Source organism: Mycolicibacterium canariasense, assembly GCF_002101555.1.
In the GTDB taxonomy this organism is placed as follows: Bacteria; Actinomycetota; Actinomycetes; order Mycobacteriales; family Mycobacteriaceae; genus Mycobacterium; species Mycobacterium canariasense.
Genome location: NZ_LQOL01000079.1, coordinates 111011 through 123885 on the forward strand (window position 1 = coordinate 111011; position 12875 = coordinate 123885).

General features: G+C 65.9%; 13 protein-coding genes. 9 read left to right on the forward strand and 4 right to left on the reverse strand.

Features of this window, described 5'->3' with window-relative positions; translation table 11 throughout:
* Nucleotides 1-23: 23 nt before the first annotated feature.
* From AWB94_RS26990 to AWB94_RS27020, 6 genes are all read left to right on the forward strand, one after another.
* Nucleotides 24-302 carry a metal-sensitive transcriptional regulator gene (locus tag AWB94_RS26990; protein ID WP_062657898.1) on the forward strand — a complete coding sequence of 93 codons (279 nt, stop codon included), beginning with the start codon at nucleotides 24-26 and terminating at the stop codon, nucleotides 300-302.
* Nucleotides 303-708: 406 nt separating this feature from the next.
* Nucleotides 709-2088, forward strand: coding sequence for an MBL fold metallo-hydrolase (locus AWB94_RS27000; protein WP_062657897.1), 1380 nt, complete (start codon nucleotides 709-711; stop codon nucleotides 2086-2088).
* A 15-nt stretch (nucleotides 2089-2103) separates the two neighbouring features.
* Nucleotides 2104-3306 carry an NAD(P)/FAD-dependent oxidoreductase gene (locus tag AWB94_RS27005; RefSeq protein ID WP_062657896.1) on the forward strand — a complete coding sequence of 401 codons (1203 nt, stop codon included), beginning with the start codon at nucleotides 2104-2106 and terminating at the stop codon, nucleotides 3304-3306.
* A 26-nt stretch (nucleotides 3307-3332) separates the two neighbouring features.
* Nucleotides 3333-3695 carry a thioredoxin gene (trxA, locus tag AWB94_RS27010; RefSeq protein WP_062657895.1) on the forward strand — a complete coding sequence of 121 codons (363 nt, stop codon included), beginning with the start codon at nucleotides 3333-3335 and terminating at the stop codon, nucleotides 3693-3695.
* Between the two features lie 65 nt (nucleotides 3696-3760).
* Nucleotides 3761-4174, forward strand: a complete 414-nt coding sequence (locus tag AWB94_RS27015; RefSeq protein WP_062657894.1) for a DUF302 domain-containing protein — start codon at nucleotides 3761-3763, stop codon at nucleotides 4172-4174.
* A gap of 6 nt (nucleotides 4175-4180) precedes the next feature.
* Nucleotides 4181-4954 carry a sulfite exporter TauE/SafE family protein gene (locus AWB94_RS27020; protein WP_062657893.1) on the forward strand — a complete coding sequence of 258 codons (774 nt, stop codon included), beginning with the start codon at nucleotides 4181-4183 and terminating at the stop codon, nucleotides 4952-4954.
* Nucleotides 4955-4957: 3 nt separating this feature from the next.
* On the opposite strand, the gene iolD is transcribed toward AWB94_RS27020, so the two are convergent.
* The 4 genes from iolD to iolC are packed head-to-tail and all read right to left on the reverse strand — an operon-like array spanning nucleotide 4958 to nucleotide 9673.
* Nucleotides 4958-6907, reverse strand: a complete 1950-nt coding sequence (iolD, locus tag AWB94_RS27025; RefSeq protein ID WP_062657892.1) for a 3D-(3,5/4)-trihydroxycyclohexane-1,2-dione acylhydrolase (decyclizing) — start codon at nucleotides 6905-6907, stop codon at nucleotides 4958-4960.
* A 3-nt stretch (nucleotides 6908-6910) separates the two neighbouring features.
* Nucleotides 6911-7783: a 5-deoxy-glucuronate isomerase gene (iolB, locus tag AWB94_RS27030; protein WP_062657891.1), complete on the reverse strand. Its 873-nt coding sequence runs from the start codon at nucleotides 7781-7783 to the stop codon at nucleotides 6911-6913.
* Nucleotides 7780-8703 (reverse strand): Cgl0159 family (beta/alpha)8-fold protein, encoded by a 924-nt coding sequence (locus tag AWB94_RS27035; protein WP_062657890.1) that lies wholly within the window; start codon nucleotides 8701-8703, stop codon nucleotides 7780-7782. The genes iolB and AWB94_RS27035 overlap by 4 nt, the downstream gene beginning before the upstream one ends.
* Complete coding sequence (gene iolC, locus AWB94_RS27040; protein ID WP_062657889.1) at nucleotides 8696-9673, reverse strand: 5-dehydro-2-deoxygluconokinase; 978 nt, start codon at nucleotides 9671-9673, stop codon at nucleotides 8696-8698. Before iolC ends, AWB94_RS27035 begins: the two co-directional genes overlap by 8 nt.
* A gap of 195 nt (nucleotides 9674-9868) precedes the next feature.
* Between iolC and AWB94_RS27045 the strand changes: the two genes are divergently transcribed.
* The 3 genes from AWB94_RS27045 (at nucleotide 9869) to AWB94_RS27055 (ending at nucleotide 12872) form a co-directional block, all read left to right on the forward strand.
* Nucleotides 9869-10606, forward strand: a complete 738-nt coding sequence (locus AWB94_RS27045; protein ID WP_062657888.1) for a GntR family transcriptional regulator — start codon at nucleotides 9869-9871, stop codon at nucleotides 10604-10606.
* A 218-nt stretch (nucleotides 10607-10824) separates the two neighbouring features.
* Entirely contained in the window at nucleotides 10825-11811 is a 987-nt protein-coding gene (locus AWB94_RS27050) for a sugar ABC transporter substrate-binding protein (protein ID WP_062657887.1), read from the forward strand.
* A 2-nt stretch (nucleotides 11812-11813) separates the two neighbouring features.
* Nucleotides 11814-12872 carry an ABC transporter permease gene (locus AWB94_RS27055; protein WP_062657886.1) on the forward strand — a complete coding sequence of 353 codons (1059 nt, stop codon included), beginning with the start codon at nucleotides 11814-11816 and terminating at the stop codon, nucleotides 12870-12872.
* Nucleotides 12873-12875: the final 3 nt, after the last annotated feature.

Here is a 12875-nt window from a genome sequence, read left to right on the forward strand (position 1 = left end):
AGGGGGTATGGTATGTTGGCGACATGACCACAGAGAACGAGGCGGATATGGCCGCCGTGCTCAATCGCCTGCGTCGCGCGCAAGGGCAACTCGGCGGCGTGATTTCGATGATCGAACAGGGTCGCGGCTGCAAGGACGTCGTCACCCAGCTCGCCGCCGCATCCAAGGCATTGGACCGGGTCGGCTTCGCGATCATCGCGTCGGGCCTGCGCAACTGCGTGGATTCCGTCCAGGGTTCGGATGGCCGTCCGGACGCCCTCACCGCCGAAGAGCTGGAGAAGCTCTTCTTGAGTCTGGCCTGAGTTCGACTCGCCAGGGAAAGGAGCACGCGATGTGTCGTGCTGTCACATGCCGGGTATGCGGAAAGACCACCTGGGCCGGTTGCGGGATGCACGTCGACGCGGTTCGGCGTGGTGTGCCCGCCGGGCAGTGGTGCGCCGGGCACTCGGCTGGTGATGCCGCCGGTCCGGCCCGACGGGGGTGGTTCGGCAGGCGCAAGGCTGGGCAAGGCAAGCCGTAGCGCGGATCTCATGGCGGGTTGCCCCTTTCTAGGTGACCAAAGCCTCTAGCGAAATATACGGGAGGGGGTATCGTTCAGAACATGGGCGATACCCCCTCTCCGTTGTTCCGAAGCTCGGGATTAATTACCCCCGGGGGTACGTTAGAATACCCGTAGGGGTATTACCATCCACGAGAAAGAGAACGGCAATGATCCTGCAGCAGTACTACCTGGATTGTCTTTCCCACGCGTCCTATCTGATCGGCGACGAGACCACCGGTCGGGCGGTCGTCGTCGATCCGCAACGCGATGTGGCCGAGTACGTGGCCGATGCCGGACAACAGGGACTGACCATCGAGTTGGTCATCGAGACCCACTTCCACGCCGACTTTCTGTCCGGCCACCTCGAGCTCGCCAAGGCCACCGGCGCGAAGATTGTCTACTCCTCGGTCGCCGAGACCGAGTTCGAATCCATGGGCGTCGAAGACGGCGAACGTTATTCACTCGGCGATGTCACGCTGGAGTTTCGGCACACCCCGGGACACACCCCCGAGTCGATGAGCGTGGTCGTCTACGAGCACGCCGACGATCAGGTGCCCTACGGGGTGATGACCGGCGACACGCTGTTCATCGGAGATGTCGGCCGCCCCGACCTGTTGGCCTCGATCGGTTTCACCCGCGAGGAACTGGCGGACAAGCTCTACGACTCGTTGCACAACAAGTTGATGACGTTGCCCGATGCAACCCGGGTGTACCCGGCGCACGGTGCGGGCTCGGCCTGCGGCAAGAATCTGTCGACGGACCTGTGGTCGACGATCGGCGATCAGAAGGCGACCAACTACGCACTGCGGGCGGCCGACAAGGCGACCTTCATGAAGCTCGTCACTGAGGGACAGCCCCCCGCGCCGGGATACTTCGTCTACGACGCGATCCTCAACCGCAAGGACCGCGAGCTGCTGGACGAGACCAAGATGCCGACCGCGATGACCTACGAGCAGGCACGCCAGGCGATCGATCGGGGAGCCGTCCTGGTCGACGGGCGCACGCCCGAGGAATTTGCGCAGGGCCACCTGCGCCAGGCCATCAATATCGGGCTCGAAGGGCGCTACGCCGAGTTCGCCGGTTCGGTGCTCCGGTCCGATGTCGACATCGTCTTGTTCACCGAACCCGGCCAGGAGTTGGAGGGTAAGAATCGGCTGGGCCGGATCGGCTTCGACCGCGTCGTCGGTTACCTGGCCGACCCATACCGGACGATGTTCACCCATCAGAACGATGTCGTCGTCGCCTCGCGCCTGACGGCAAAGGCGTTCAACGAGCGGGCGGCCCGGATCAAGGACCTGCAGATCGTCGACGTGCGTAATCCTGGCGAGGTCGAGGCCGGGGCCATCCCGAACGCGATCTCGATTCCGGTGGGTCAGTTGCCTGCGCGCCTGGGTGAGTTGGATCCTGCCAAGCCGACAGTCGTGTACTGCGCGGGTGGCTACCGGTCATCGGTCGCGGCCAGCCTGTTGCGCCACAACGGATTCATCGACGTGAGCGACATCCTGGGCGGATACGGCGCCTGGGAAGAGACCGTCCAGAACGCCTGAGAACGAGGACATACCATGACCATCTCCGCCAAACACCAGATCGTGATCGTCGGCGGCGGGACCGCCGGCATCACCGTCGCGGCGCGGTTGCTGCGCAAGGGTTTCACCGACGTCGCGGTCATCGAGCCCTCCGACAAGCACTACTACCAACCGCTGTGGACACTCGTCGGCGGCGGTCAGGCAAAGGCATCGGCGACCGAACGCGCCGAATCGTCGGTGATGCCCAAGGCCGCCACCTGGATCAAGAAGGCCGCAGTCAGCATCGATCCCGACGCCAACACGGTGACCTGCGTGGACGGTGCCACCTATGAATACGAGGTGCTGGTCGTCTGCCCGGGTATCCAACTCGATTGGAACCGCACCGACGGCCTTGCGGAAACCCTTGGGCGCAATGGGGTCTCGTCGAACTACCGGTTCGACCTCGCGCCCCGCACCTGGGACCTCATCCGCGGCCTCCGTTCGGGAACCGCCGTATTCACGGTGCCCTCGGGCGCCATCAAATGTGCCGGCGCTCCGCAGAAGATCGCCTACCTGGCGGCCGACTATTGGCGCTCCGAAGGTGTGCTCAAGGACATCGACATCCACCTGGTCATGCCCGGGGCGCGGCCTTTCGGGATTCCGGCGATCGCGGACAGCCTCGACAAGGTGATCGCCGACTACGGAATCACCTTGCACACCAACTCCGAGGTGACCTCCGTCGACGCGGCGGCGCACAAGATCGGCATCAGCAGTGTGGCGCCGGGCGGAACCGACACCATGCTGCCCTACGACATCGTGCACGCCGTGCCGCGGCAATCCGCGCCGGACTGGGTGAAGAGCAGCCCGTTGTCCACCGGCGACGCCGTGGGCTACGTCGACATCGACAAGCACACCATGCAGCACGTCAGGTATCCGAACGTGTTCAGCCTGGGCGACGCCGGTTCGTCGCCGAACTCCAAGACCGGTGCCGCCATCCGGAAGCAGGCCCCGGTGGTCGTCGAGAACATCGGCGCGTATCTGGACGGGCGGCCGCTGCTGGCCTCCTACGACGGCTACTCGTCGTGCCCGATCGTCACCTCGTCGCACTCGATGCTGCTCGCCGAGTTCGACTACGACCTCACCCTGGAACCCACATTCCCGCTGCTCAACCCGACCACCCCGCACCGCGCGTACTGGTACCTCAAGAAGTATGGGCTGCCGTTCATGTACTGGAACCTGATGCTGCGGGGCCTGGCCTGAACATCCCAACTCGAAAGGAGACAACAATGACCACCAAGAATCTGACCACCGCCGACTTCCAAGCGACGATATCGGCGAATCCGATTGTGATCGTCGACTTCTGGGCGTCGTGGTGCGGCCCGTGCCGAGCGTTCGCCCCGGTTTTCGACCGCTCATCGCAGGCGCACCCGGATGTACTGCACGCCAAGGTGGATACCGAAGCGCAGCAGCAACTGGCAGCTGCCCTGGAGATCCAGGCGATCCCGACCATCATGGCGTTCCGTGACGGCATCCTGGTCTACCGGCAACCCGGCGCGATGCCGGCCGCGGCCCTTGAGGACCTCATCACCAGGGTCAAGGCATTGAACATGGCCGACGTACGGGCCAAGGCCGCGGCCGCGCAACGCTGACCAAAATCCACACCGCTCAGTGGGTTCCGCCCACATCGCGGTTGATTCGACAAGGTGAACATCTCATGGAAGCAAGCATTTCCACCACGATCACGTCGTCCTTCGAGGATGCGGTCGACAGGACGCGTCGCGCGCTGTCCGATCAGGGATTCGGGGTGCTGACCGAGATCGACATCAGGGCGACGCTGAAATCGAAGCTCGGAACCGACATGGAGGACTACCTGATACTGGGTGCCTGCAACCCGGTACTGGCGCACCGAGCGTTGGAACTGGACCGGACGCTAGGCGTGCTCTTACCGTGCAACGTGGTCCTACGTTCAGACCCGGACACCGCCGGCGTCGTGATCGTCGATATCGCGGACCCCCAGATGATGGTGCAGGTGGCCGACCACCCGGGACTTCGCGAGGTCGCCGACGAGGCGGCGGCCAGGTTGCACGCCGTCGTCGACACGCTATCCCGCCCCGACGGAACAGCGTAGGACTCGATGAACATCGCCCTTGCCCTAGCCCTCGGCGCAGTCATCGGGGTACTGCTGGGCCTGCTCGGGGGAGGCGGTTCCATCCTGGCGGTGCCGGCCCTGGTGTATGTGCTCGGCCTCGGCATCGAACAGGCGATTCCGATGTCGCTCATCGTTGTCGGTACCGCCTCGGCGGTCGGCGTGCTGCCGAAGATCCGCGCCGGCCAGGTCCAATGGCGGCTTGCTGCGGTCTTCGCGCTGGCAGGTATTCCGGCCACCTTCGTCGGCAGCGCGATCGGTAGGCACCTGCCGCAGTCCGTGCTGCTGTCGGGCTTCGCGGTCGTGATGGTGCTGGCCGGTATTCGGATGCTGCAAGAGAATCGCAACACCGGCACCGCCTGCACGGTCGGTGACTCGGGAATCAACTGGCGCCGATGTGCCCCGAGGTCGATCCCGGCGGGATTCCTCGTCGGCCTGCTCACCGGCCTCTTCGGTGTCGGCGGCGGCTTCTTGATCATCCCGGCGTTGGTGTTGATGCTCGGTGTGCAGATGCCCGTCGCCATCGGGACATCGCTCGTGATCATCGTCGCGAACTCGGTGGCCGGCATTCTCTCCCACCTCAACGGAACCAGCATCGACTGGACCATCGCAGCCGCATTCGTCGGCACGGCGATCGCCGGATCCCTGATCGCAGGACAACTCGGGACGCGCCTGGACCACCGGCGCCTCCAGCACTGGTTCGCCTATCTGGTCTTCGCGGTCGCGGCCTACGTGCTGGTGGATACCCTGATACTGCGCTGAAACTCAGCGATCGGTCGGCTTGATCAGCGGGCGCTGTACCCGCTTCCACTCGGCGTAGCGCTGATACGCCTGCTGCGTCGACTCCAGTGTCGACTCCTGGCTGACCGGGACGTCCCACCAGGAATGGCTGTCCGGTGCGTAGATCCGTGGATCGGTCTCGACGTAGATCACGGTGATGCGGTCGGCGGCCTTGGCCACCTTGACCGCGTCCGCGAACTCCGCAGCGGTGCCGGCCTTGATCACGTCGGCGCCCAGGCTGGCCGCGTTGGCGGCCAGGTCGACGGGCAGGGTGGCGCCGTCGAGGCGGCCACCCTCGCCGCGGTACCGGTAGGCGGTGCCGAAGCGCTGCGAGCCGAGTGATTCGGAAAGCCCGCCGATGGAGGCGAATCCGTGGTTCTGCACCAACACCGGGATGACCTTCACGCCTTCCTGCACGGCGGTGACGATCTCGGTGGCCATCATCAGGTAGGACCCGTCGCCGACCATGACGAACACGTCGCGTTCGGGCGCCGCCATGCGAACACCGATCCCACCGGCGATCTCATAGCCCATGCAGGAGAACCCGTACTCGACGTGGTACCCCTTGCGATCCCGCATCCGCCACAGCTTGTGCAGGTCACCCGGCATCGATCCGGCCGCACACACCACGACGTCGTGTGGGTCGGAAAGCGTGTTCACCAGCCCGATGACCTGGTTCTGGTTCAGTGCGACACCGTCTTCGGTGGCGTACGCCGCGGAGACCGTGGCATTCCATTCGGCGATCAATTCGGCCGTGCGCGCCCGGTACTCGGCACCGACCGAATAGCCGTCGAGTGCCTGGGCCAGTCCCTCGATGGCCTCACGTGCATCCGACACCACGCTCAGGCCGCCCTGCTTCACCGAATCCAGTGATGCCACATTGATGTTGACGAACCGGACATCGGGGTTGTTGAACGCCGTGCGCGATGCCGAGGTGAAATCGCTGTAGCGGGTCCCGATCCCGATCACCACGTCGGCTTCCGAGGCCAGCGCGTTGGCGGCGGTGGTGCCCGTCGAACCGATGGCGCCGACGCTCTGTTCATGCTCGTGCAGCAGCGAGCCCTTGCCGGCCTGACTCTCGCCGACCGGGATGCCGGTCTGCGCGCAGAACGCGGCCAGCGCATCGGAGGCACCCGAGTAGATGACGCCGCCACCGGCGACGATCAAGGGCTTCTCGGCGGACCGGATGATCTCGGCCGCGCGGGCCAGCACCGAGCGCTCCGGCAACGGGCGGGCAACATGCCAGGTTCGTTCGGCGAACAGCGATTCCGGCCAATCGTGCGCTTCGGCCTGCACATCCTGCGGAATGGCGACGGTCGCCGCCCCGGTTTCGACCGGGTCGGTGAGCACCCGCATCGCGCCGAGCAGTGCCGCGGGCAGCTGCTCGGGTCGCCACACCCGGTCGAAGTACCGCGACAATGGTTTGAAGGCGTCGTTGACGGTCACATCGCCCGAGGACGGCAGCTCCAGTTCCTGCAGCACGGGCGCACTGACCCGGGTGGCGAAGGTATCGGCGGGCAGCAGCAGCACCGGCAGCCGGTTGATGGTGGCCAGCGCCGCACCGGTGAGCATGTTCGTCGAGCCGGGTCCGACGCTGGCGGTGACCGCCCAGGCCCGCAGCCGGTCCTTCTGTCGGGCGTAGGCCACCGCGCTGTGCACCATGGCCTGCTCGTTGCGGCCCAGCACGTACTTCAGGCCCGGTTCCCGCCCGGCCTGAAACGACTCGACCTCGTCCTGCAGCAGCGCCTGGCCCAAACCCGCCACGTTGCCGTGCCCGAAGATGCCGAAGCACCCGGCGAAGAACTTCGATCGTTGTCCGTCCCGTTCGACGAACTGGTTGGCCAGGAATCGAACGGTGGCCTGTGCCACCGTGAGTCGGACGGTCGGCTCGGTATCGGCGAACTTCGCGGTCGATTTCGGCGCGGTGGAAACCATGGCTCAGGCTCCTCGTGAGGCGGTGGTGAAGGGCAGCCGCGGGTCGACCGCCTGGTGCTCCCAGCTGCCGCGCAGCCAGGTGTGATTGGGGTCGTCGCAGATCAGCCAGGCCCGGTCGGGTCCGGACCCGGCCATCACGTTCAGGTAGTACATGTGGTGGCCCGGCGCGGCGATCGACGGTCCGTGGTAGCCGTGCGGTACCAGCACCACATCACCGGTGCGCACCTCCTCCAGCACCTCGATGGGGCGTTCCGGTGTGCCGTACACCCGGTGATAGCCGAATCCCGGTGTGCCGGCGGGGCTGTCGTCGATCTCGAAGTAGTAGATCTCCTCCAGCTGGGTCTCCACATCGGAGTTCTCGTCGTGTTTGTGCGCGGGATAGCTCGACCAGTTGCCGCCGGGGGTGATCACCTCGCAGGCGATCAACGAATCGGCCTCGAACGCCGTGGCGGTGCCGAAGTTGTGCACCTGCCTGCTGCAGTTGCCCGCGCCGCGCAGCTCGACCGGGACGTCCGCGGCGGCCACCCGGCGGTTCGGGAACGACCGGCCGGCGCGCGCCCCGCAGATCGCGATCCGGCCGGAGCCGCTGATCGTGTATGCCTGCTCGATCCCCACGTAGACCATGTCGGCCGGGCCGTCGAACACCGAACCGCGCGGCGACAACGCGAAGGTCTCCTCTCCGGCCTGGACCGAGCCGCCGCCGGACAACGGCAGGATCATCACCTCGGTGTCACCGGTGTTCAGGGTCACCGTGCCGCCCGTGCCGAGATCGACCACATGCAAGGACGACTCGGCCCAGCCGGCGTCCTCGGGCGTGATCGCGACGGTGAACGGCGCCGCCGCACTGTTGGCGGGGATATACAGTTTCGAGTTCATCGGACCAACCTCACTGCCGTCGAAACCGCCGCGCTGACATCGTCATCGGCGGGGTAGAGCAGGGTGCGGCCCACGATCAAGCCGCGCACCGCGGGCAGGGCCAGCGCCTTCTCCCAGGACGCGAACGCCTCGTCTGCGTCGGTGGGGTCGCCACCGAGCAGCAGCGTCGGCATGGTCGTCGATTCCATGACGCGGTCCATCTCCGGAACCACCGGCAGTTTCATCCAGGTGTAGGCCGAGGTCGAGCCCAGGCCCTGGCTGATGTGCACCGACTTGATCACCGCGTCGGGGGACAGGTCGTTGCGGACCTTGCCGTCGACCCGGGTGGACATGAACGGCTCCAGCATGGCGATCAGCCCGCGGGCGGCCAGCTCGTCGACGGCCTGGGCGCACGACGCCAAGGTGGCGACGGTGCCCGGATCGTTGAGATCGATGCGGCACAACATCTTTCCGCCGTTCATCTTCGCGGCGGCGGTGGATGCCGCGGTCGCTCCGGTCATCCGGTCGTCGAGCTCGAACGAGGATCCGGCCAGCCCGCCGCGGTTGAACGAGGAGAACACCACCTTGCCCTCCAGCGCGCCGAGCAGCAGCAGGTCGTCGAGGATGTCGGCGGTGGCCAGCACACCGTCCACGCCCGGGTCGGCCAGGGCGGTGCGCAACCGGTCCAAGAGATCGATCCGGTTGTTCATGGCGGTCGGCCGGGAGCCGACGGCCAGGGCACCGCGGGCCGGGTGGTCGGCGGCGACGATCATCAACCGGCCGTCGCCGCGAACCGTCGGGCGGGTGGTGCGCTGTTGCCAGGCCTTGGTCACCGCGCCGGGATCGGCGGCGCGGAGTTCCGTGATGGCGGCGTAATCGGCGCAGGCAGGGGCGAGCGGAGCGGCGGGGGCTGTTCCGGCGTCGGTGGCGAGATCAGACATTGACGGCCTCCACGGCGGTCTTCTCGGCGAGGTCGGACACCTCGGCGGCGGTGGGCATCGCGGTCGAGCATTCCAGCCGGGACGCCACGATGGCACCGGCGGCGTTGGCGTAGCGCAGCGTCTTCTCCAGTTGCCAACCGTGCAGCAGACCGTGGATCAGGCTGCCGCCGAAGGCATCTCCGGCGCCGAGGCCGTTGACCACATCGACATCGTTGGGCGCCACCGTGACCGAGCTGTTGCGGGTCTTGCCCAGCACGCCGCGCGGTCCCTGCTTCACGATGGCCAGTTCCACGCCGAGGTCCAGCAGCGCGTCGGCGGCCTTGTGCGGGTTGGTCTCACCGACCGCGATCTCGCACTCCTCGCGATTGCCCACGGCGACCGTCACGTGCTGCAGGGCCCGCTGCACCTGCTCGGTGGCTGCGGCCGGGGAAGCCCAGAACATCGGGCGGTAGTCCAGGTCCAGCACCGTCAGTGGGGCGTGTGCGCGCGCTTCCCAGGCCGCGAAATGCGCACTGCGACTCGGCTCTTCGGACAGTCCGGTGACCGTCGACCAGTACAGCCGTGCATTGCGGATGGCGTCCAGGTCCAGCTCGGCGGGCTGGATCTGCAGGTCCGGTGCCGAGGGCTTGCGATAGAAGTACAGCGGGAAGTCGTCGGGCGGGAAGATCTCGCAGAAGGTCACCGGTGTGGGATATTCGCCGTGGGTGGAGACGAATCGGTTGTCGACGCCGAGGCGAGCGAGTTCGTTACGGACGTAGCGGCCGAACGGATCGTTGCCGACGCCGGAGATCAGGGCCGTGCGGTTGCCGAGCCGGGCCGCGGCCACCGTGACGTTGGCGGCGCTGCCTCCGAGGAACTTGCCGAACGAGGTGACGTCCTCCAGTCCGAGTCCGACTTGCAGTGGGTAGATGTCGACGCCGCTGCGGCCGATGGCGATGGCGTCGAAAGCCTGGTTGGCGGTAGCGGTCACGACTGACTCCCGGATGCGATATGCGTACTGACCCCCCGGTGGCGCGAGTGCGCCCGGTGTTGACATCGACTTTGCGCTCTGGCGCCACGTCGTGTCAATACTTTGTCCGGACATTCTTACTTACAATCATTTTGCGGGTACTCTGGGCAATCACTTCCGGCAACCCCGGCCCGAACCCCGTCGATCGGAGTGAGAGTGACCCCGACATTGGCTGTCGAGCTCGATCGGTCGAGTCCGATACCGCTGTACTTCCAGGTCGCGCAGGTCTTCGAGAAAGCCATCCTCAGTGGGGAACTCAAGCCCGGAGACCGTTTCGAGAACGAATTGGCACTGGCCAGCCGGCTCAGCCTGTCGCGCCCGACCACGCGTCGGGCGATTCAGGAGCTGGTCGACAAGGGACTGTTGGTGCGCAAGCGGGGCGTCGGCACCCAGGTGGTGCAGACCCCGGTGCACCGGCCCGTCGAACTGACGAGTCTGTTCGACGATCTGGCGCGGGCCGGGCAAGAACCGGCCACGAAGGTGCTCGATTACGTGATCGGGCCGGCGTCCTCGGATATCGCCGCCCATCTGAACCTCGAGCCGGGCGCCGAAGTGGTGATGATGCGCCGGCTGCGGACGTCCGGGGGGCAGCCGCTGGCGCTGATGACCAATCATCTGCCGTCGCCGTTGGCGCCGAGCCGCGACGAACTCGAACGCGTCGGGCTGTATCAATCCCTGCGGTCCCGCGGGGTGCACATCCGGCTGGCCCGCCAGCGCATCGGCGCCAAGGCCGCCGATCGCGACGAGGCCCGGCTGCTCGACGAGAAGATCAAGGCTCCACTGCTGGTGATGGAGCGCACCGCGTTCGACGATTCGGGCCGCATTGTCGAGTACGGCAATCATGCGTACCGGGCGTCCCGGTACTACTTCGACACCACCCTTGTGGACAGGTAACGCTCTCGCTGACAAGGTGTTCGAGCTGTCCCCGAGTGCGCTGGTGTGCTCGGGGCGGTAGGCCCGTTGCTGGCATTTGATATGCAGTCCTAATGTCAGAACAAAGTCTTGACTTTCGAGTGTGAGCGGTATTACATCATCACCGAGGCCGTGTCGCTTGCCACTGGAGTTCGGGTGGATTTGAGTGCCCGCGGTGAGGTCGATAGCAAGGAGAAACAATGAGGTTCAGTCGGCTGATGGCGGTGGCCGGGGCGAGCGCGCTCGTCCTGGGTGCCAGCGCGTGTTCCAGCACCGGCGGAAAACCCGACAGCAACGGCGGCGGGATGGGGGCCGGCTCAGCCGACACTCCGCGGGCGACCATCGCGATGATCACGCACGAGGTGCCGGGCGACTCGTTCTGGGACCTGGTTCGCAAGGGCGCCGAGACGGCGGCCAAGAAGGACAACATCGAACTGCGCTACTCCAATGACCCGGAGGCCCCGAACCAGGCCAACCTGGTGCAGACGGCCGTGGACAGCGGCGTGCAGGGCATCGCGATCACCCTGGCCAAGCCGGACGCCATGAAGAGCGTCGTCGAAGCCGCCACGGCCAAGGGCATCCCGGTGGTCGCGTTCAACGCCGGCGCCGACGCCTGGCAGGCGATGGGCGTCAAGGAGTTCTTCGGGCAGGACGAGTACATCGCCGGACAGGGCGCCGGTAAGCGGCTCGCGGCCGAGGGCGCCAAGAAGGCCATCTGCGTCATCCACGAGCAGGGCCACGTCGGGCTCGAATCCCGTTGCGCCGGCGTGAAGAACACCTTCCCGGCCACCGAGGTCCTCAATGTCAACGGCAAGGACATGCCCTCGGTCGAATCGACCATCACCGCCAAGCTGCAGCAGGATCCCGGCGTCGACTACATCGTCACCCTCGGCGCACCGTTCGCGCTGACGGCCGTGCAGTCGGTGAAGAACGCGGGCAGCAAGGCCAAGGTCGGCACCTTCGACACCAATGCCGCGCTGGTGAACGCCATCAAGGGCGGCGACGTCCAATGGGCCGTCGACCAGCAGCCGTTCCTGCAGGGCTATCTGGCCGTCGATTCGCTGTGGCTCTACCTGAACAACGGCAACGTGCTCGGCGGCGGCCAGCCGACGCTCACCGGTCCGTCGTTCATCGACAAGACCAACATCGACGCGGTCGCCAAGTACGCCGAAGCGGGGACTAGATAACCATGACCACCCAGGCAGACCTCAACCTGGAAACCCATACCGTCATCCGCGACGAACGGGTCAAGGAACAGAACCGGCTGCAGCGCTTGCTGATCCGTCCCGAAATGGGGGCGTTCGTCGGGGCGGTCGGTATCTTCGTGCTCTTCCTCATCGTGGCCCCGCCGTTCCGTACGCCGGAAGCGCTGGCCACCGTGCTCTACGCCAGCTCGACCATCGGCATCATGGCCGTCGGTGTCGGCGTGCTGATGATCGGCGGCGAGTTCGACCTGTCCTCGGGCGTCGCGGTCACCACCACCTCGCTGGCCGCGTCCATGCTGTCCTACAACCTGCACCTGAATCTGTGGGTGGGAGCGGCACTTTCGCTGGTCATCGCGCTCGCCGTCGGTTTCTTCAACGGCTACATGGTGATGCGCACCAAGATCCCGTCCTTCCTCATCACCTTGAGCTCGTTCTTCATGCTGACCGGTATCAACTTGGCGGTCACCAAACTGCTGTCCGGCCAGGTCGCCACCCCCAGCGTGTCGGACATGGCGGGTTTCGAATCCGGCAAGGCGGTTTTCGCCTCGTCGTTCACCATCTTCGGAGTGTCGCTGCGGGTAACCGTCCTCTGGTGGATCCTGTTCGCCGTCATCGCCACCTATGTGCTGTTCCGCACCCGGGTGGGCAACTGGATCTTCGCCGTCGGCGGCAACCAGGACAGCGCCCGCGCGGTCGGTGTGCCGGTGACAAAGGTGAAGATCGGCCTCTTCATGGTCGTCAGCTTCTGCGCCTGGTTCGTCGGTATGCACCTGCTTTTCGCTTTCAACACCGTGCAATCCGGGCAGGGCATCGGCAACGAGTTCTTCTACATCATTGCCGCGGTGGTCGGTGGCTGCCTGCTCACCGGCGGGTACGGCACCGCCATCGGCACTCTGATCGGTGCGTTCATCTTCGGGATGACCAACCAGGGCATCGTCTACGCGGGCTGGGATCCGGACTGGTTCAAGTTCTTCCTCGGCGCCATGCTGTTGTTCGCGGTGATCGCCAACAACGTCGTCCGCAACTACGCAGCGAAGCGTTAGGAG